The organism is Serratia sp. EWG9 (assembly GCF_019913725.1).
GTDB lineage: Bacteria > Pseudomonadota > Gammaproteobacteria > Enterobacterales > Enterobacteriaceae > Serratia > Serratia ureilytica.
This window is the reverse complement of sequence record NZ_JADNRO010000009.1, coordinates 170,755-191,214: the sequence shown is the minus strand read 5'-3', so window position 1 is coordinate 191,214 and position 20,460 is coordinate 170,755. Positions and strand designations below refer to the sequence as shown.

Annotated in this window: 15 protein-coding genes; 8 read left to right on the top strand and 7 right to left on the bottom strand. The window is 60.2% G+C overall.

Features of this window, described 5'->3' with window-relative positions; translation table 11 throughout:
* Positions 1-228: 228 nt before the first annotated feature.
* Positions 229-1,248: an inner membrane protein YhjD gene (gene yhjD / locus ITX55_RS19245; RefSeq protein ID WP_021505224.1), complete on the bottom strand. Its 1,020-nt coding sequence runs from the start codon at positions 1,246-1,248 to the stop codon at positions 229-231.
* 341 nt (positions 1,249-1,589) lie between these two features.
* Between yhjD and ITX55_RS19240 the strand changes: the two genes are divergently transcribed.
* Positions 1,590-2,456, top strand: a complete 867-nt coding sequence (locus ITX55_RS19240; RefSeq protein WP_033652699.1) for a crotonase/enoyl-CoA hydratase family protein — start codon at positions 1,590-1,592, stop codon at positions 2,454-2,456.
* A gap of 16 nt (positions 2,457-2,472) precedes the next feature.
* Here the strand turns inward: ITX55_RS19240 and pdeR are convergent, their stop codons facing one another.
* Positions 2,473-4,467 (bottom strand): cyclic di-GMP phosphodiesterase, encoded by a 1,995-nt coding sequence (gene pdeR / locus ITX55_RS19235; RefSeq protein ID WP_033645368.1) that lies wholly within the window; start codon positions 4,465-4,467, stop codon positions 2,473-2,475.
* Positions 4,468-5,009: 542 nt separating this feature from the next.
* Between pdeR and spy the strand changes: the two genes are divergently transcribed.
* On the top strand, positions 5,010-5,501 hold the full coding sequence (spy, locus tag ITX55_RS19230) for an ATP-independent periplasmic protein-refolding chaperone Spy (protein WP_147838435.1): 492 nt from the start codon (positions 5,010-5,012) through the stop codon (positions 5,499-5,501).
* Between the two features lie 91 nt (positions 5,502-5,592).
* On the opposite strand, the gene ITX55_RS19225 is transcribed toward spy, so the two are convergent.
* Positions 5,593-6,810: a Tm-1-like ATP-binding domain-containing protein gene (locus tag ITX55_RS19225; protein WP_197756226.1), complete on the bottom strand. Its 1,218-nt coding sequence runs from the start codon at positions 6,808-6,810 to the stop codon at positions 5,593-5,595.
* 263 nt (positions 6,811-7,073) lie between these two features.
* Here ITX55_RS19225 and ITX55_RS19220 point away from each other — a divergent pair, with 263 nt between their 5' ends.
* The 3 genes from ITX55_RS19220 to ITX55_RS19210 all read left to right on the top strand — a co-directional run bounded on the left by ITX55_RS19220 (position 7,074) and on the right by ITX55_RS19210 (position 12,524).
* Positions 7,074-7,712 carry a TetR/AcrR family transcriptional regulator gene (locus ITX55_RS19220; protein ID WP_033645365.1) on the top strand — a complete coding sequence of 213 codons (639 nt, stop codon included), beginning with the start codon at positions 7,074-7,076 and terminating at the stop codon, positions 7,710-7,712.
* Between the two features lie 480 nt (positions 7,713-8,192).
* The gene (locus tag ITX55_RS19215; RefSeq protein ID WP_108682185.1) at positions 8,193-11,216 is read left to right on the top strand and encodes an autotransporter serine protease; all 3,024 of its coding nucleotides are present in this window, start codon (positions 8,193-8,195) and stop codon (positions 11,214-11,216) included.
* A 456-nt stretch (positions 11,217-11,672) separates the two neighbouring features.
* Positions 11,673-12,524: a helix-turn-helix domain-containing protein gene (locus ITX55_RS19210; protein WP_033645361.1), complete on the top strand. Its 852-nt coding sequence runs from the start codon at positions 11,673-11,675 to the stop codon at positions 12,522-12,524.
* On the opposite strand, the gene ITX55_RS19205 is transcribed toward ITX55_RS19210, so the two are convergent.
* The 4 genes from ITX55_RS19205 to ITX55_RS19190 all read right to left on the bottom strand — a co-directional run bounded on the left by ITX55_RS19205 (position 12,514) and on the right by ITX55_RS19190 (position 17,274).
* Positions 12,514-14,298, bottom strand: a complete 1,785-nt coding sequence (locus ITX55_RS19205) for an ATP-binding protein (RefSeq protein WP_033651793.1) — start codon at positions 14,296-14,298, stop codon at positions 12,514-12,516. The genes ITX55_RS19210 and ITX55_RS19205 overlap by 11 nt on opposite strands.
* Entirely contained in the window at positions 14,295-14,789 is a 495-nt protein-coding gene (locus ITX55_RS19200) for a molybdopterin-dependent oxidoreductase (protein ID WP_049202894.1), read from the bottom strand. The genes ITX55_RS19205 and ITX55_RS19200 overlap by 4 nt, the downstream gene beginning before the upstream one ends.
* 159 nt (positions 14,790-14,948) lie before the next feature.
* Positions 14,949-16,301 carry a glutathione-disulfide reductase gene (gene gorA, locus ITX55_RS19195; RefSeq protein ID WP_108682181.1) on the bottom strand — a complete coding sequence of 451 codons (1,353 nt, stop codon included), beginning with the start codon at positions 16,299-16,301 and terminating at the stop codon, positions 14,949-14,951.
* 130 nt (positions 16,302-16,431) lie between these two features.
* Positions 16,432-17,274: a 23S rRNA (adenine(2030)-N(6))-methyltransferase RlmJ gene (locus ITX55_RS19190; protein WP_033636386.1), complete on the bottom strand. Its 843-nt coding sequence runs from the start codon at positions 17,272-17,274 to the stop codon at positions 16,432-16,434.
* A gap of 135 nt (positions 17,275-17,409) precedes the next feature.
* On the opposite strand from ITX55_RS19190, the gene ITX55_RS19185 reads away from it, so the two are divergent.
* The 3 genes from ITX55_RS19185 to prlC all read left to right on the top strand — a co-directional run bounded on the left by ITX55_RS19185 (position 17,410) and on the right by prlC (position 20,453).
* On the top strand, positions 17,410-17,814 hold the full coding sequence (locus ITX55_RS19185; protein WP_025304616.1) for an ASCH domain-containing protein: 405 nt from the start codon (positions 17,410-17,412) through the stop codon (positions 17,812-17,814).
* Between the two features lie 16 nt (positions 17,815-17,830).
* Positions 17,831-18,292: an HIT family protein gene (locus ITX55_RS19180; protein WP_108682179.1), complete on the top strand. Its 462-nt coding sequence runs from the start codon at positions 17,831-17,833 to the stop codon at positions 18,290-18,292.
* Between the two features lie 118 nt (positions 18,293-18,410).
* Entirely contained in the window at positions 18,411-20,453 is a 2,043-nt protein-coding gene (gene prlC, locus ITX55_RS19175) for an oligopeptidase A (RefSeq protein WP_033645356.1), read from the top strand.
* Positions 20,454-20,460 lie beyond the last annotated feature (7 nt).

The following is a 20,460-nucleotide window of genomic DNA, read 5'->3' as shown; positions in this document are numbered from 1 at the left end:
AAAGACTAATGTTTTACCTGACTTCTTTTCTGTAGCGTTAAACGTTGAGAAATGGGGTTCATACAGTGTGAATGGCTGTAAAAACGGGAAAGAAAAGTGACTGGGTAGTTTGTTATGCTGGTTTTTCGAATGCCATGCCGCATGATTTAGAGGGATTGACTGGTTTTTTGCTCATTAACCAGAGGAAAGTGCCGGCGCGTGCGATAACACCGGCACGATTGCATGGCTTCAGCGCGCCGGCGGCTCGCGTTCCGGCAAGGCTTTGTCGCCTTTGTAGTCGGCCGTTGCGATCCAGGCGGCGCAAAACAGCGTCAGGCGGGCGAAGAAGTAGAAGAACGCCATCAGCCCGATCACCGAGCCGAAGGCCGCGCCGGAAGGCGATTTCGCCACCTGCGGCAGCGTCATCGTCATCACGAACTTGATCACCTCAAAGCCGATAGCCGCAAGCAAGGTGCCGCGCAGCAGCGCTTTTTTCTTCGGTTTGTGGCGCGGCAGCATCCAGAAAATCCACAGGAACAGCAGATAGTTGGCGAAAATCGAGATCGACAGCGCGATCGTCGTCAGCGCCGGCCGCAGCCATTCGATGCCGTCCAGCCCCAGCGCGTTGACGATCGCCGCCTGCGCCGAGCCGGCGACCGAGGTCAGCGACAGCGTGATAATCAGTGCGACCACCAGGCCGGTCAGCGAGATGAAGTCGCGGGTGTACTTGAAATAGATTTTCTCCTGATCCTGCGGATTGCGCTCCCAGACGTCACGCGATTGCGCGCGGATCGCTTCGCGCAGGTTGCCCATCCAACTGATGCCGGAATAGAGCGCCAGCGCCAGGCCGGTCAATCCCACGGTGGTGCGCTGCTGAATGGCGGTGTTGACGGTGTTCTTCAGCGTGCTGGCCAGCGTCGGATCGCTGATGCTGCCGACGATCCGGTTGATCAAACGGGCCAGCAGATCCGGGTTGGAAGCCAGCACGAAACCGGCGGCGGCGAACGACACCATCAGGATCGGGATCAGCGAGAGGAATGAAAAATAGGTGATGGCGGCGCCGAACTGGCTGCCCAGCCGATCGTTAAAGCGTTCGGCGGCGCGCAGCAGGTGCGCAACGCTCGGCCAGGCTTTGATGCGTTCAATCAGACGTGAAAAACCGCTGATGCGGCGGTCGAGCGTTTCATGGCCGGTCTTGATGGCGATAAGCGGCTTCGGCGGCGTGTCTTGTGCGGGCTGGCGGCGTTCCTGGTCTGGTCCTGTAGGCATTACTTCACGATTTCCTTAACGTTAAACGGCATGTATCCGCGTTGATTATAGCCAAAGCCCCGCGGCGTTTTGAGCGCCGGGGCGGCAAACGGTCATTTTCCGAGCTTAACGCGTTAGCGCCCGGCATGAAATGCCAGGAGGCGGCCGATAGGTAAAATTCCTATGAAAACCCCGCCGCGCCTCGGTTTTTTTCACTTCCCTACCTCCAATTTTTATCTGTTTCGTCGGCGAGAAAGCGTTTACTCATGATGTGGCGCCACGCGTTGCCGAGCGCCGCTCCGCTGCAGCCGTAGGGGCTGGAACGGTCTCACCCGTCATCAACAGAAAAACTGGAAGGTCTTATGAAATTGCTTAATCACCCCACCTGCCGTCCGTTTACCGAAGCGGGCAATCTGTCGCAGCTTTCCGCCTACTATGAAGAGGAGAGGCATATCATGTGGATGCTGCTGCGCGCTGCGCCGCGTCCTTGCTTTAATCAGGCGCTGATTGAAGACATCATGACGCTGGCGCAGGCGGCGAAAGAGTCTTCGCTGCGGTTCGATTTTTGGGTCACCGGCTCGCTGGTGCCGAACATGTTTAACGTCGGCGGCGATCTGCAGTTCTTCGCCGAAGCCATCAAGAACCGCAAACGCGAGGCGATGATGGCCTACGCGCGTGCCTGCATCGACTGCGTGCATGCGGCGGCGCGCGGTTTCGATACCGGCGCGGTCAGCATTGCGATGGTCGAAGGCAGCGCGCTGGGCGGCGGCTTTGAAGCGGCGCTGGCGCACCATTTCGTGTTGGCGCAGAACAATGCGCGCATGGGGTTCCCGGAGATTGCGTTCAACCTGTTTCCCGGCATGGGCGGTTACTCGCTGGTGGCGCGCAAGGCGGGCATGCGCTTGGCCGAAGAACTGATTTGGGGCGGCGAGTCGCACACCGCAGAGTGGTTCGAGAGCCGTGGGCTGGTGGATCAGCTGTTCCAGCCCGGCGACGCCTACATGGCGACGCGCACTTTCATCGATACCATCCGGCCGAAGCTCAACGGCATGCGCGCCATGTTGCGGGCGCGTCAGCGCGTGCTGCAACTGACGCGTTCCGAGCTGATGGACATTACCGAGGATTGGGTGCACTCGGCCTTCACCATTGAGGAAAAAGATCGCGCCTACATCGAGCGGCTGGTGATGTTGCAGGATCGCCACACCCTGAACCTGCGTCGTGCCGGCTAACGTTAACGCGCCCGCCTCACGCGGAAGGTGAGCGCGGGCGATAGGACTGCAGCCAATGCTCCAGCTGTTCCGGGAGCATTGGCCGCGCAAACAGAAAGCCCTGCTTTTCGTCCACGCCGACCTCGTCGAGGAACTGATTTTCGCTCTCGGTCTCCACCCCTTCGGCGATCACGCGGAAGGCCAGCGCCTCCGCCGCCGCGACGATCGCGCGCACCAGCGATTGCGAAACCGGGTTGAAATTCACCCCGCGCACGAAGCTTTTATCCAGCTTGATGGCGTCCAGCGGAATACGCGCCAGCTGCGCCAGCGACGAATAGCCGGTGCCGAAGTCGTCGAGATGCACCTGCGCGCCCAGCTCGCGTAGCCGGGTGATCAGCACGCGCGCGCGGTTTTCGTCTTCAATCAGGCTGCTTTCAGTCAACTCGAAGTCCAGCAGGCAAGGGGCCATGCGGTGACGGCGCAGCACCCCGAGCAGATCGTTGACGATGCCGTCGTCTGCCAGCTGCCGGGCGGAGAGGTTGACCGCCACCCGCAGATTCAATCCCCGCTCTCGCCACTGCGCCGCCTGGCAGGCGGCGGTCTGCAACACCCATTGGCCCAGCGGGCCGATCAGGCCGGACTCCTCGGCGTAGGAGATGAACTGCAGCGGCGGGATCAGGCCGCGCTCCGGCGAATCCCAGCGCACCAGCGCTTCCACGCTGTGCACTTCACCGCTGCGCGCGTCGATTTTAGGCTGGTAATACAATACCAGCTGATTTTGCTCCAGCCCTTTACGCAGGTTGGTGTCCAGCCACATGTATTCGGCGACGCGCTTGTTCATCTCCGGCGAGAAGACGGTATAGGTGCGTTTGCCGTGCTCCTTGGCGACGTACATGGCGGTATCGGCGCTGCGGATCAGGCTGTCGAGATCGTTGCCGTGCTCCGGGCACAGCGCGATGCCGATCGAACAGCCGGTATACACTTCGATCAGGCCGATGCGGAAAGGGGTCTTCAGCCGATCGATGATGCGCTGCGCCAGCGTTTGCAAACGTTCGCGATCGGTCTGAGGCGCCAGCACCAAAAATTCGTCGCCGCCGAGGCGGGCGAGCACCTGATCCGGGCTCAGGCAGCCGAGGATCGCCAGCGAGACCTCAACCAGCAGCCGATCGCCGAACATATGGCCGTAGGCGTCGTTGACCTTTTTGAAGTTGTCGAGATCGAGGTACACCAGGCCGAAACTCTCTTCGCCGCGCGTGGCGATGGCGTGGTTGATCTTGTCCTGGATGGCGTTACGGTTCGGCAGGCCGGTGATAATATCGGTGTTGGCCAGCACCCGCAGCCGTTCCTGAGCGCGACGCTCTTCGGTGATGTCGGTTCCGGAGCAGATCAGAAACACCTCGTTCTTGCCGCTGCCGCTGTGCACGAACTTATTGCGAAACAGGAACAGCCGCTCGCCCTTGACCGTCTTTACCCAGCGTTCCACCTCATACGAAGAGCCGTTGCGGAAGAAGCCGGCGATGTTGCGCCGCGAGGCGGCGGCTTCTTCCGGGCTCATAAACAGCTGGAAAACGTTCTTGCCGATCACCTCGTGTTCGTGCAGCCCGGTGTACTCCTCGCTCAGCCGATTGAAGCGCTGGATGCGGCCGTGCTGGTCGACGATCACGATCACCGAGTTGGCTTCGGACACCACCTGCTCGGCGAAGGAGAGCCCATGCACCAGATCGCGCGCCACGGATTGGGTATCGCTGAACGCGGACGCGGTGCCCGCCCATTCGAGGTTATTGACGCGGCGCCCGACCAGATGCAGATGCAGCGGTTCGCCGGCCAGCGTAATGGTGAGTTCAAGGCTGGCGGTCACGCCGGTCAAACGGCGAATTTTCGCCGCGTCCATGGCGCTCAGCGCCACCGCGACGTGGGCTTTGCCCTTAACGGCGGACAGCTCCAGGGCATTGCTGTCAAACGCCAGCCGCCAGTGGGGGCTCTGGGTGCCGAAGTGGGCGTTAAGAAGCTCAGGGCCTTGGTCTGCGGACATGATGATTCCTCAAAAGAGCACGGGCGGCCGGTCAGCACGAAGAACCGCTGGCGGCCTGTGGGCCCGAAAGTGGTCGCCGTGCGCGTCTGTGCATCATATAACAGGTTTTCACAGGCGGGGCGGGTAATGGAAACTATTCTATAAGCAATGATTAGTTTTGCGGTGTACGCGCCACCCGGCGACCGGTTGCCTTAAAGTGTAGGAGGAGAACATCGGGTCGTGCGAAGTTTGTACCGGCCTCCCCGCTAACGAAAAACGGTTGATGCAAGGTTGTCTTGTGGGCGAGTAAATTATAGCGGTGAGAGGGCGGCTGAAAAATAACCCTGTCGGGGAGATTTTTGCCGGGAAATTAAAATTTCCATCAAATAAACGCCTTCTTCATAGTTTTCTCATAATTGGTGAATAAACCCGTGACGGGTTTTAAAAAGTTTACACACCCTCGCATTACTTGAATTTTATCAGCCTATTATTATCTTCGACGAACGAATGAGCCTGTTAACGTACAGCGCTCCTGATGAAGAAACATTTTTAAGGAAATGATTATGCGTAAATTGACGGCTTTATTTATTGCTTCCACGCTGGCTCTGGGTTCTGCTTCTGCGGCGTTCGCCGCTGATACGACGGCGGCCCCGGTTGCGGATGCGGCGCCGATGAAAATGATGCATCACAAGGGTGAAGGTAAAGGCGGCCCGTTCGCCGGGCTGAACCTGACCGAGCAGCAGCGCCAGCAAATGCGCGATATCATGAAAGAGTCGCACTCGAAACGCGGTCCGGGCATAAAAGAGGAACGCCAGGCGCTGCATAATCTGGTCGCTTCCGACAGCTTCGATGAAGCGAAGGCGAAGGCGCAAATTGACGCGATCGGCAAAGCGCAATCCGAACGCATGCTGGAACGCGCCAAGGTGGAAAATAAAATGTATAACCTGCTGACCCCTGAGCAGAAAAAACAATACAATGAGAATTATCAGAAACGTGAGCAAAAGATGATGGACCATATGAATAAAATGAAGGAGCAGATGTCCTCCGGTCAGTAATATACGCTCGCGGTAAATAAAAAAGGGCCAGACTATTTGTCTGGCCTTTTTTTTCGGCGTTATCTCCGGCAGGCCCGGCAGCGAGTGATTATCATTCCCCAGCGGCAATATTTCGGAACTGTTCGGCAACGGCCTGCGCAAAGCGCGGATCGTTAATATGGTAAGGCGTTTTTATTAACCGGCGCTTATGGGTGGCGTGCACCGTCTCCTCCAGCGTTTGCGTAAAGGCGGCCAGCGCTGCGGGATCCCAGAACGGTTGCCCAGGGGCATCCAGCGCCGACACGCCGCCCGCCGGTATCACGAAGCGCACTTCGCCCGCGCAGGCGTTGATTTTCTCGCCAATCCAATGACCGATTAGCGCATTTTCCCGCGGGCTGGTGCGCACCAGCGTCACTTGCGGATTGTGATGATGGCGCAGGCGGTTCGCGTAGCGAGCCGGCACCGTATTCAGCGCGCCGAAGTTGATCATGTCGATCGCGCCGCAGGAGAGTACGCACGGGATGCCGGTACGCGCGATAGCACCGAAACGATCTGCATTGCAGGGCAGCACACCGCCAAACAGGTAATCGGTCACTTCGGTGGTGGTCAAATCGATGGCGCCGTGCAGTTGCCGGCTATCGATCAGTTTTTCCAGCGCTCTGCCACCGCTGCCGGTCGCGTGAAACGTCAGGCAGTCCCATTGCGGCTCAAGATCGGCAACCAGCGCCTGAATGCAGGGGGTGGTGACGCCAAACATCGTCAGGCCGATTGCGGGCTTGTCGTCGTGATGATCGACGGCGGCGAAGCGGACTGCGCCGGCTATCTGGCGCGCCGCATTGCCCAGCACCCGGCGCGAGATACGGTTCAGGCCGGCGAGATCGGTGACCGAATACAACATGCTGATATCACTGGCGCCGACATAGGCGGAAACGTCTCCCGCCGCCATGCTCGAGACCATCAATTTCGGCAGGCCAATCGGCAACTGCTGCATTGCCGGCGTGATGATGGCGGTGCCACCGGAGCCGCCCAGGCCAAGCAGGCCGGCGATATCGCGGCGCGTCAGGATAAAACGTTCGAAAGCGGTCGCCATGGCGGCGATTGCCTGGCCGCGGCTGGCTAGAAAGACCGCGCCTGCGCCCGCCGGATGGTGGCGAGCGACCTCTTCTGGGCCGATATCGGCCGGGGAGTCAAACGGCAAGCTTCGGGTGGAGAGATCGACGGTTCGCGTGGGTAAATTCAGGCTGGCAATCAGCCGCCGCACATACTCCAACTCTTGTCCTTTCGTATCTGCTGTGGTAGCAATATAGACAAAATTTGAAGTATCTTTCATGGATTTTTCCGGGGTGTTTCTAATTTTTATTTAAAAATTAATGTATTATATTTTTTTAGGTGCCCTGGTGTTGGCATTTAAATTAAATTGATTAATGTATTTATATAATGAGACGGCAGTATCATTTTTGCAAGGGCAGCTCAGTGCAAAATGGGACTCCTGTCTCATTTTTGAGCTTTTTGCGCGGCCAACCCTTTGTCGTCAACCTGTCGGCAGTGGCGTCTCGCCTGTCGCGCAAGCGTGTACAGATGTATGAGGTTTAAGTGCCGATAAATGCTTTTCCCACCCCGTCCGACCTTTCTCTGACCTCCGCCCGGGCGAAAACACATCGTTTGTTGCTGGCCAGCGCAATGACGCTGTATGGCGAGGGCGCGTTTCCATCGATCACCGATCTGGCGGCGCATGCGCAGGTATCGCGCGCGACCGCCTACCGCTACTTCCCGACCCAAAGCGCATTAATTACTGCGGTGGTGGCGGAAAGTCTGGGGCCTATTCTGGCGTGGCGCCCGCAGGACGACGATGCCCTGAAGCGCATCCAGCAGTTGCTGACGTTGGCCTATCCTCAGATGGAGCGACACGAAGGGGCGCTGCGCGCCGCATTGCAGCTCTCTTTGCAGCAGTGGGCGCACGCCACGCCGGGCGAAAAGTTCGTGCGCGGCAACCGCAAGCGGCTGCTGGCGCTGGCGGTAGAGCCGTTGCAGGGTAAACTGCCGCCAGATTCTTTACAGAGAGTGATTCATGCTTTCTCGCTGATTTACGGTTCTGAGGTGTTCCTGGTGCTGAAAGATATCTGGGGGCTGGAGCTTGAGGGTATCCAGGATGTCACGCAATGGATGGCCAAAGCCATCCTGCGTCAGGCGGAAGAGGATGCGATGAACAGCAAAAAAACATCAGCAGGATAATCCAATTTTTGCCGCTGCCTGAGTGAAAAACCAGCATAATTCACTGAGTAAATATTGGAAAAAGTTATAATTAAAAGTGATAAAAAGCGCCTGTTAAGCACTTTTCAGGCGACGCTTTCCTTGGTTGTCTTTTAATTAAATATCATTATTTATCATTGTGTTAATTTAATTATCCTCCGCGAATGAATGCCGCCTCAGCGCTGAGCGAGATCATTCTCTTTCCTTATCGTCCCCCGTCTGATTCATCCCTGAAACGTTCTCGCCGCCCACCGAACTGCCGAGTGACACATTAAGCGCACTTGAGATTGTTGTGCTTTATTTATTTGGTGTTACCAAACTGTTACACAAAAAATCTTATAAAACATTTGCAAACAACAACGGACGGTATCTGGGATGGAGAAGAAACTTAGAGGAGTTAAATCCGCTCGGGCGGCCTTCGGCTGGCCTGAAATCGGAGTTCATCGCGCACAATGGAGCGCGATGCTGATCTGCCTGACGGCGATCGGCGGCGCGCAGGCCTCCAGCTATATAGAGAACGGCAAAGCGGGCGATCCGGCCAGCTGGCGCAGCAGTGAGTTCAACGCGGAATGGGGGCTGGGGGCGATCCACGCCGACCAGGCCTACGCCGCCGGTTATACCGGAAAAGGCATCAAACTCGGTATTTTCGATCAGCCAGTCTACGCCAAGCACCCGGAATTTTCAGGCCCTGATAAGGTGATCAATCTGGTTACCCATGGCACTCGCGAATACACCGATCCCTATATTCCAGTGAAAAAAGGCGATGACTTCCGCTATGACGGTACGCCAAGCACCGACTCCAGCGGCAAATTAGGCTCGCACGGCACCCACGTGGGCGGCATCGCCGCCGGCAGCCGCGACGGTGGCGCCATGCATGGGGTGGCATTCAACGCGCAGATCATCAGCGCAGAAAACGGCGACCCCGGCCCGGAGGACGGCATTGTGCTCGGTAACGACGGCGCGGTTTACCAGGCCGGCTGGGAGGCGCTGGTGGCCAGCGGCGCGCGCATCATCAATAACAGTTGGGGCATCGGCATTACCGAAAAGTTTGATGAGGGGGGTTATGACCCGGCTTATCCGCATTTCACAGTAAACGATGCGCAAAAGCAGTTCGATCAGATCAAACAGATCCTGGGCACCAAGCCCGGCGGCGCCTATCAGGGCGCGATCGACGCGGCGCGCAGCGGCGTGGTCACCATCTTCGCCGCCGGTAACGATTACAACCTCAACAACCCGGACGCCATGGCCGGCCTGGCCTATTTCGTGCCGGAGATTGCACCGAACTGGCTGTCGGTCGCCAGCTTGCAGGACCCCTCTAATAGCGGCGACTACAGCATCAGCACCTTCTCTTCCCGCTGCGGCTACACCGCCAGCTTCTGCGTTTCGGCGCCGGGCACCCGGGTATACAGCTCGGTGATTGAAGGCACCAGCGTGGAGAATCTGACGACCGGCTACGCCAAATACAGCGGCACCTCGATGGCGGCGCCGCACGTGGCCGGCAGCGTTGCGGTGCTGATGGAGCGTTTCCCGTATCTGAGCGGCGCACAGGTGGCGGAAGTGCTGAAAACCACCGCCACCGACATGGGCGCGCCGGGCATCGATGCGCTCTACGGCTGGGGGATGATCAACCTGGGCAAGGCCATCAACGGGCCAGGCATGTTGGTGACCGCCGAGGATATTCCGGCGGAGTTCCGTATTCCGGATCCGACGGGCGTGGCCTACGGCCCGACCCAATTCGTGGTGGATCTGCCGGGCGTCGGCGCGGTGCTGGACAAGGGCAAACCGACCGAGCGCGTCTGCAGCGATGTGCTGTGCGGGCTGGACGTCTGGAGCAACGATATCTCCGGCCACGGCGGCCTGACCAAGCAGGGTATCGGCACCCTGGTGCTGACCGGTAACAACACTTATTCCGGCCCGACGCTGGTCAATCAGGGGCGGCTGGCGATCAACGGCTCGGTCACCTCGGACGTCAGCGTGCAGAGCGGCGGCATCGTCGGCGGCAGCGGCACGGTCGGTTCGCTGACCGCCCGCCGCGGCGGCACCGTGGCGCCGGGCAACTCGATCGGCACCTTGAACGTGGCGGGCAACGTCAGCTTCGAACCGGGTTCGCGCTACGCGGTGGAAGTGGGGCCGAACGGCCAGAGCGATCGGATCCAGAGCAGCGGCTCGGCGACGATCGGCGGCGGTGAGGTGGCGGTGACGCTGGAGAACAGCGCCAACCTGCTGACGCAAAGCGAGGTGCGCAGCCTGCTGGGCCAGCAGTACACCATCCTGAGCGCGCAGCAGGGGGTGAGCGGGCAGTTTGACGCGGTGGCGCCGAACTACCTGTTCCTCGGCACCGGGCTGAGCTACCAGCCGGCCGGGGTGACGCTGAGCGTCGGGCGCAACGGCACGAGCTTCGCCAGCGTGGCGCAGACGCCGAACGAGCGGGCGGTGGCGGCGGCGGCGGATGCGCTGGCGGCGGGCAACCCGGTGTACGAAAGCGTTCTTAACAGCGGCACGGCGGGCGAGGCGCGGCAGGCGTTCCGTCAGCTGTCGGGGCAAATCCATGCGGATATCGCGTCGGCGCTGGTGAACGACAGCCGCTACCTGCGTGAGGCGCTGAACGGGCGTCTGCGTCAGGCGGAAGGGCTGGCGAGCTCGTCGGCCATCAAGGCGGACGAGGACGGCGCCTGGGCGCAGCTGCTGGGGGCGTGGGACCACGCGTCGGGCGACGCCAACGCCACCGGCTATCAGGCCTCGACCTACGGGGTACTGGTGGGGCTGGACTCGGCGGCGGCGGCCGACTGGCGGCTGGGGGTGGCGACCGGCTACACCCGCACCTCGCTGCACGGCGGCTACGGGTCGAAGGCGGACAGCGACAACTACCACCTGGCGGCGTACGGCGACAAGCAGTTCGGGGCGCTGGCGCTGCGTGGCGGGGCGGGCTACACCTGGCACCGCATCGACACCAAACGGTCGGTGAACTACGGGATGCAGTCGGACCGTGACACGGCGAAGTACAGCGCGCGTACCGAACAGCTGTTCGCGGAAGCGGGCTACAGCGTGCGGGGCGAGTGGCTGAACCTGGAGCCGTTCGTCAACCTGGCGTACGTGAACTTCGAAAACAACGGCATCGCGGAAAGCGGCGGCGCGGCGGCGCTGCGCGGCGACAAGCAGCACACGGATGCGACGGTGTCGACGCTGGGGCTGCGTGCGGACACCGCGTGGCAGGTGACCCCGGGCACGACGGTGGCGCTGCGTAGCGAGCTGGGATGGCAACACCAGTACGGCGGGCTGGCGCGTGGCACCGGGCTGCGGTTCAACGGCGGCAACGCGCCGTTCGTGGTGGACAGCGTGCCGGTGTCGCGTGACGGCATGGTGCTGAAGGCGGGGGCGGAAGTGGCGGTGAACGAAAACGCCTCGCTGTCGCTGGGCTACGGCGGGCTGCTGTCGCAGCACCATCAGGACAACAGCGTCAACGCCGGCTTCACCTGGCGCTTCTGACATTCAGCGGTCATTACAACGACAACGGAGCCGGCATGCCGGCTCCGTTTTTATTTGCGGCGGTGGGGGGAGAACGTATGATGGCGCGGCGTCAGGACAATAAAAAACCGGGACCCTGACGGATCCCGGCTCAAAAGTGGGTAAAACAGATTAGCGCTAAAGGCTCAAGCCCCGTTTTGCTTATGCAGTCCGAGCGATGTGGACATCGTCTCAGTAGCGGCAACGGAACAAATTTTCCCTGGTGTTACTATGGTTATTATTAAAAAACGTGCTGGTGTTGTTTTTTTATAGTGTATTGCTGTATGTCTCTTTTGATACCATGTTTGACGATGCAACATGGTATGTCAAGCAACGTTTTTAACGCATAATTGCATGGGATGCTAGTTTTAGATGTGGCTTTTTCAGCAGAAATAATCAAAACGACTGATAAATCAGTAAAAAAAATCGAAGGAACAAATGGATAACAATCACCAAAAATTCGATTCACAGTCGATTGCCAATCGGGTCAGAGAGCTGTTTTTACATTACGGGATTGGAAAACGTCAGCATGCCCGAGAGCTCAGCCGCATCTTGGATCTGAGTTTTTCACATGCGCACCGCAAATTGAAAGGGCAAAGCCCCTGGACGCTGGAACAGATCAACAGCGTCGCGGCCGCGCTCGGAGAAACGCCGGCGGCGATCGCCGATTTGAGCGCCGAACACGAGGCGGCCGAACCGAACATGGCGCGCGATGCCATCTTTTTTGTGGCAGGGGTCGCGATGCCTTGCGTCGGGCACATCGGCGACGAGCTTCCCGCCGGGCGGCCGGCGGAATTTGTGGCGCTGCGCATCGAGGGGCAATGGCATATCTATCGCGCCGATGAGGCGCCGGCAGGGCCGCGTTATGGCGTCGAGCTGATCGAAATCCGGCCCGGCTATGGCGACGACGAGCGTCTGAGCATTGCGGTATTGGACGATTCGCATCAGGCGGCCGATGAGTTGGCCAAGTATCTTGGCGGCTGCGGTTTCAACGCGGTGGCGTTTTACGACGTCGACAGCTTCTGTCAGGCGTTGCAGCAAAGCCTGTTCGACGGTTACGTGGTGGACTGGCTGATCGGTGAAGAAACGGCGGATCGCTGTATCGCCACCATCCGCGCCTCCGACAACCCGGACGCGCCGGTACTGGTGCTGACCGGTGAGCTGGGCACCGATCGACGCGAATCGGAAATCGCTCAGGCGATGCGCGAGTACGATGTACTCGGCCCTTATGAAAAACCGGTGCGGCTCCATGTGATCGAAGCCGCACTGCAACGCTGTTTTAATCTTTAGCGGGGAACACCTCGGCCAGCGCGTTCGACAGCGCATCCAGCCGAACCGGCTTCATCAGGTAGTTGTCGAACAGCGCGCGCTGATCCGCCGTGAGTTGCTCCGGCGTGTAGGCGCTGATGCCGATGATCGGCACATGGCGGTTGGGGCCGCGACGGTTGCGCAGCTGCCTGGCCAGGGCGGCGCCGTCGATGCCCGGCATCTGCAGATCCAGCAACAGCGCGTCGTAAGGGCGTCTGAGCAGTTTCTGCAACGCGCGTTCCGGCGAGTCGCACAGTTCGTGCTGGTAACCCAGCTTATCCAGCAACGCCGCAAAGGCGTCACCCACCGACTTGTTGTCATCCACCACCAGCACCTGCTGCGGTTTCTGCTGCAGAGAGGCATTGGCGGCGGCGGGCTCGTCGGCGCGTTCTTCTTCACTGATCTGCACCGGAATGCTGACGATAAAGGTGCTGCCCTTCTTGATTTCGCTGTACACCGTGATGGTGCCGTCGAGCAGCGTCACCAGGCCGTGCACGATCGCTAACCCCATCCCCACGCCGGCATATTGCTTGGTATGCGACTGATCCAACTGGGTAAAGGGTTTGAAGATCTGATCGAGCTGGTCTTTTTCGATACCGATGCCGGTGTCGGTCACTTCGATAATCAACGAACTGCCGCCGGGTTGACGGCGTAGACAGCTGTGCAGCGTAATGCTGCCGCTTTCGGTGTATTTGTAGGCGTTGGTCAGCAGGTTGACGATAATCTGCCGGATGCGCAGCGGGTCGGAATGCACCAACAGGTGGCTGCACTCCACCTCGCAGCTCAGCTTGACCTGCTCTTTGCGGGTCAAAGTAGCGATTTCGTTGGCGGTCTCCGCGATCAGCTTCTGCGCGTCGAACGGCACGATACGCAGCTCCATCATGCCGCTGTCGAGGTGCGCGTAGTCGGTCAGATCTTTCATTTGGCTTTCGATCTGCTGCGCGGCGGTCTCCAGCCGCTGGAAGGTGTCCGCATGCTCCGCCGATACCCGGGTATTCACCAGCACGTCGATGGCCGACATCACGCTCTGCAATGAGGTGCGCAGTTCGTGGCCGATGGCGCCGAGGAAGGCGTTTTTGGTGCGGGTCGCTTTCTCCGCCTCGATCGCCTTGGCCTGCTGGCGAATGGTCAGCCGCTGCTGACGGAACACGATCAGGGTGATGGCGATCAGCGCGATCACCGAGAACATGACAATCACCAGCCCATAGAAAATGATGTGCCGTTTCTCGATGTAGTCCTCATAGGCGGCGGTGCGCTGCTTCACCTCGGCGTGGTCGGTCAGGTTGGCCATTTCGATGGCGTAAGGCTTAATGGCCTTCATGGCCGCGAAAACCTGATTGAAGTCGATTTTCGGGTTATCCAGCAGTTTATCGATGCGATCCATCTGCAGGCGCATCTGCTTGACCACTTCCGGGTAGCCCGGCTCGGCGTACAGCGGTTGCGTGGATTCGGAGACGGTTTCCAGCACGTAAAAGCGCGAATAGAGGATTTCGAACCGCAGCCGCAGGTTGTCGTTGTCCACCTGCGGCGCGTGGCTCTGCTGCTCGACGAACGTGTCGAATTCCGCCAGCTTGATGGAGAACTTGGCGATCGACCAGGAGTAGTTCTCCTGCGTGCCGGCGATGGCATACAGCCCTTTCTTCGACAGGGTGGCGCTGTAGTAATAGAGCGTGACGGTCGAAGCCACCAGAAACAGCGCGGCGAAGATGGCCGGTATCGCCAGCCTGCTGCCGTTCTTAAAGGTCGTCAGCTTCATTTGATCACGATCCTGTCGACTTGCCAGATAAAGCGCGAGTTGTACAACGGCGAGTTCAGCTCAGGCCCGGCGGCGTCACGCGGGTAAACCAGGAACAGCGGGCCGAAGTTTCTGAGCTTCAGCATCTCCCCGTCCATCTTGTAGGCCAGGATCATGTTGTACTTCTTGACGTCGGACAACGGCACGTCGATGTAATAATCGTTCAGCGCGTAGAAGGTTAGCGTCTCGCCCTTGGCGCCGACGCGCTCCAGGATGTCGGCCACCGAAATCCCTTCAAACTTCCTCTGCGGCGTCCAGGAGGTGGAGGTCGTGATGCTGTGCACCGGCATCGCCAACAGCTGTTTATCGGTGAACAGATAGCTTTTGTTGACCGGATCGGTCACGTTGTCGATCTTGCCCGCCACTTCCAGGGTAAAGCTGAGCGCGCTGCTCTGGGCGATAATCAGGGCCACGCAGGCCATCGCAAGGGTTTTGCATAGTTTGAACAGCATCGGCGTTCTCCAGAGGCGCGGGGAGGTTTGTATCAGTCCCGCTAATTTATCAGGCAGAATAATGGCAGAAAAAGCAGGCGGGTGCGAAGGGAATAGTAAACCGCACAAAAAGAACAGGCCGGTATTTACCCCGGCCTGAGAGTGGGATAAACGTAGCGCTTAGCGCATGGTGACGAACTCTTCCGCCGCAGTCGGGTGGATAGCCACGGTGTTGTCGAAGTCCTTCTTGGTGGCGCCCATCTTCACCGCCACCGCGAAGCCCTGCAGGATCTCGTCCATGCCGAAGCCGATGCCGTGCAGGCCGACGATTTTCTCTTCTTTACCCGCGCACACCAGCTTCATGCGGCACGGCTGGCGGTGCTGCGTCACGGCGCTGTACATGGCGGTGAAGGAGGACTTGTACACCTTCACGTTGTCCGCGCCGAATTTCTCGATGGCTTCCGGCTCGGTCAGGCCGACGGTGCCGATCGGCGGGTGGCTGAACACCACGGTGGCGATGTTGCTGTAGTCCAGGTGCTCGTCCGACTTGTTGTTGAACAGGCGCTCGGACAGGCGGCGGCCGGCGGCCACGGCGACCGGGGTCAGCTCTACCGCGCCGGTGTTGTCGCCCACCGCGTAGATGCCTTTGACGTTGGTGTTCTGGAACTTATCGACGTCGATGTAGCCTTTCTCATTGGTTTTCACCCCGGTCACGCCGAGGTTCAGGTTGTCGGTCGCCGGTTCGCGGCCGATGGCCCAAATCAGGCAGTCGACGGTGAATGCCTTGCCGTTTTCCAGCTGCAGCGTCAGGCTGCCGTCGGCGTTCTTGACGATCGCTTTCGGCACCGATTCGGTGTGCAGGCTTGGCCCCTCGGTATTCATCACTTCCACCAGGGTGTCGACGATCATCGGATCGAAGGTGCGCAGCGGCGCGTGCTTGCGCACGAACAGGTGCGTTTCCGCGCCCAGCGCGTTCAGCACGCCGGCGATCTCTACGGCGATATAGCCGGCGCCCACCACGGCGACGCGTTTCGGCATGGCGTCCAGCTCAAAGAAGCCGTCGGAGTCGATACCGTATTCCGCGCCCGGAATAGCCGGATGGCTTGGGCGGCCGCCGGTGGCGATCAGGATGTGATCGGCGGTGATGGTTTCGCCGTTCACCTCCACGGTGTGCGCATCCACGAAGCGCGCGAATCCTTTGATCACGTCAACCTTGTTCTTGCCCAGCACGTTATCGTAGGAGTTGTGGATGCGGTCGATATAGGCGGTGCGGTTGGCGACCAGCTTTTTCCAGTCGAAGGCGTTGACGGTGGTGTCGAAGCCGTAGTCCGGGCCGTACTGATGGATGGCCTCGGCGATCTGCGCCGCGTGCCACATGACTTTTTTCGGTACACAACCCACGTTTACACAGGTGCCGCCCAGCTCTTTGGCTTCAATCAGCGCACACTTTTGGCCGTACATGGCTGCCCGGTTGATCGATGCGATACCGCCGCTGCCGCCGCCAATTGCTAGATAATCGTAATGTTTCGTCATCTGGGATTTCCATGAGTTGTGAATTTGAAGAGGGTAAGAGTTTAACGCCTGACCGGGGTTTGTCGCAAAGATTGCGTCGATGGCTGCGATAGGCGGACGCAGGGCGCGGTAAACCGCGCCCTGCCGGGGATTATTCCGGTACCACCCAGTTGACCAGATGGTGGCCGATGCCCGACGGCACCAGCACCTTGTGCAGCCACGGCAGCACGTTTTTCATCTGCTGTTCCAGCTTCCACGGCGGGTTGATGACGATCATGCCGGAGGCGGTCATGCCGCGCTGATCGCTGTCGGGTTTCACCGCCAGCTCGATCTGCAGGATGCGGCGAATGCCGGTGGCTTCCAGATCGCGCAGCATGCGTTTGATCTGCTGGCGCATCACCACCGGGTACCACAGCGCGTAGGTGCCGGTGGCGAAACGCTTGTAGCCTTCCTGAATGCCTTTGACCACGTCCTGGTAATCGGTCTTCATTTCATACGGCGGGTCCATCAGGATCAGGCCGCGGCGCGACGGTGGCGGCAGCTGGGATTTCAGCTGCTGATAGCCGTCGGCGCGCTGCACTTTGGCGCGCTCGTCTTTCTGGAACTCGCTGCGCAGCAGCGGGTAATCGCTCGGGTGCAGCTCGGTCAGGTGAATTTTATCCTGAGGGCGCAGCAGCTGGCGGGCGATCAGCGGCGAACCGGGGTAGTAGCGCAGCGTGCCGGAACGGTTGAAGTTGTGCACCACGCTCATGTAGGCCGCCAGCTCCTCGGGCAGATCGTCGCGTTGCCACAGCAAGCCGATGCCTTCCAGGTATTCGCCGGTGCGCTCGGCGTGTTCGCCGCTGAGCTGATAACGGCCCGCGCCCGAGTGGGTATCCAGATACAGGAACGGCTTCTCTTTTTCCTTCAGCGACTCGATGATCAGGCTCTGAACGGTGTGTTTGAGCACGTCGGCGTGGTTGCCGGCGTGGAAACTGTGGCGATAACTTAACATGACGGGTGGCGGTTCCTTGTGCTCCGCAGACGGAGCATTCAATGCAATAAGGCTTATAATCTGCACAGTATAAACTGTCTGGCCGGGAAAAACCGGACTCCGTTGCCGCAGACGTTAACAGAAAGGGACAGGACGATGAGCAAACAGGCGATTTTGGCGAATTACCCCGACGCGGCGCGCTGGGCGTTCGGCGACGGCCCCGCGTTAGCCGACGAACTGCTGGGGTTGGTGCTGAGCGGGGATAAAACCGCCACCTGCAGTTCCTATGCGAGCTATCGTCGGGAACAAACCCCGAGGATCGGCGATTACAGCATCGTTCTCGATGGCCGCGGCGAACCGGCCTGCGTGATCAGAACCCTGGCGCTGCGCCTGGTGCGCTACGACCAGGTGACCGCCGAGATGGCGGCCAAAGAGGGCGAAGGCGACAAAAGCCTGGCGTTTTGGCGCGAGGGGCATCAGGCATTCTTTACCCGCGAGGGGAGCTTTGCGCCGGACATGTGGCTGGTATTCGAAGAATTCGAACGGGTTGAAACGCTGTGAATCACAAGGAGAAAGGATGAGCTGCATTTTTTGCGACATCGTGGCGGGCAAGGCGCCGTGCCATAAAATCTGGGAAGACGACGACCATCTGGCGTTCCTGTCCATCTTTCCCAACACCGACGGTTTCAGCGTGGTGATCCCCAAGGCGCACCACCCGAGCTACGCGTTTGACCTGCCGGACGAGGTGTTGAGCGCGCTGATGCTGGCGACCAAGCGGGTAGCAAAGCAGCTGGATCGCGCGTTCGACGACGTCGGCCGCTGCGGCATGGTGTTCGAGGGCTACGGCGTCGACCATGTGCACGCCAAACTGATCCCGCTGCACGGCACTGCGTCGCTGGAGCAGTGGCGGCCGATCGAATCGACCTCGCCGAAGTTTTTCACGCGTTACGAAGGCTACATTTCCTCCCACGACGCCGTGCGCGCCGACGACGAACAGCTGGCGGCGCTGGCCGCCCGCATTCGCCAATGCGCCGTTTAAGGCACGAACGATCAACGCCGGGCATTGATTTTCCTGTTGTCCGGCTCCATGTTAGAGATTCATACGCATTTTAAGGCTCGCCCTCGCGGCGGGCCCCAACGCTAATCAGGACTGCCCTATGACAAATCCGTTGCTGACCCCGTTTTCCCTGCCGCCGTTCTCGGCGATCCGCCCTGAAGATATCGTGCCTGCGGTGCAATCCGCGCTGGCGGACTGCCGCGCCGCGGTAGAGCGCGTGGTCGCGCAGCCGGGGCCGTTCACCTGGGACAATTTGTGTCAGCCGTTGGCGGAGTCGGACGATCGCCTGTCGCGCATCTGGTCGCCGATCGGGCACCTGAACTCGGTGAAAAACAGCCCGGAGCTGCGCGCCGCCTATGAGCAGGCGCTGCCGCTGCTGTCCGAGTACGGCACCTGGGTCGGCCAGCACGAAGGGCTGTACCAGGCCTACCGCAGCCTGAAAGAGGGCGCGGCGTTCGAGACGCTGAGCGTGCCGCAGCGCAAGGCGGTGGACAACGCGCTGCGCGATTTCGAACTCTCGGGCATCGGCCTGTCGGCGGACAAACAGCAGCGCTACGGCGAGATCGTCGCGCGCCTGTCCGAACTGGGCTCTACCTACAGCAACAACGTGCTCGACGCCACCATGGGCTGGAGCAAACTGATTACCGACGAAGCCGAGCTGAGCGGCCTGCCGGAAAGCGCCCTGGCGCAGGCCCAGGCGATGGCGCAGGCCAAAGAGCAGGACGGCTGGCTGCTGACGCTGGACATGCCGAGCTACCTGCCGGTGCTGACCTACGCCGACAACCGCGCGCTGCGCGAAGAGATGTACCGCGCCTTCGCCACCCGCGCCTCCGATCAGGGGCCGAACGCCGGCAAATGGGATAACAGCGAAGTGATGGCGGAAACGCTGGCGCTGCGCCATGAGCTGGCTCAGCTGCTGGGCTTTGACACCTACGCCGACAAGTCGCTGGCGACCAAGATGGCGGAAAGCCCGGAGCAGGTGATCGGCTTCCTGAGCGATCTGGCCAAACGCGCCCGCCCGCAGGCCGAGCAGGAGCTGGCACAGCTGCGCGCCTTCGCCAAACAGCACTATGGCGTGGACGAGCTCGACGCCTGGGACATCACCTATTACGGCGAAAAACAGAAGCAGCACCTGTTCTCCATCAGCGACGAGCAGCTGCGCCCGTACTTCCCGGAACAGCGTGTGGTGGAAGGGCTGTTCGAAGTGGTGAAACGCATTTACGGCATCACCGCCAAAGAGCGTAAAGACGTGGATACCTGGCATCCGGACGTGCGCTTCTTCGATCTGTTCGACGCCGACGGCGAGCTGCGCGGCAGCTTCTACCTCGATCTGTACGCCCGCGAAAACAAACGCGGCGGCGCCTGGATGGACGACTGCGTCGGCAGCCTGCGCAAGGCCGACGGCACGCTGCAAAAACCGGTCGCTTACCTGACCTGCAACTTCAACCGCCCGCTGGGCGACCAGCCGGCGCTGTTCACCCATAACGAAGTGACTACGCTGTTCCACGAGTTCGGCCACGGTCTGCACCACATGCTGACGCAGATCGATACCGCCGGCGTCTCCGGCATCAACGGGGTGCCGTGGGATGCGGTCGAGCTGCCGAGCCAGTTTATGGAAAACTGGTGCTGGGAGCCGGAAGCGCTGGCGTTTATCTCCGGCCACTACCAGAGCGGCGAGCCGCTGCCGAAGGCCATGCTCGACAAGCTGCTGGCGGCCAAGAATTACCAGGCGGCGCTGTTCATTCTGCGCCAGCTGGAGTTCGGTCTGTTCGATTTCCGCATGCACTTCGAATACAGCCCGGAGAAAGGGGCGCAGATCCTGCCGACGCTGGCGGAAGTGAAGAAAATGGTGGCGGTGGTGCCTTCGCCGAGCTGGGGCCGCTTCCCGCACGCCTTCAGCCACATCTTCGCCGGCGGCTACGCGGCGGGTTACTACAGCTACCTGTGGGCGGAAGTGCTGTCGGCCGACGCCTACTCGCGCTTCGAAGAAGAGGGGATTTTCAACGCCGAGACCGGCAAATCCTTCCTCGACAACATCCTGTCGCGCGGCGGTTCGGAAGAGCCGATGGCGCTGTTCAAACGCTTCCGTGGCCGCGAGCCGCAGCTGGATGCTATGCTGCGTCATTACGGCATTAAAGGATAACCCGACA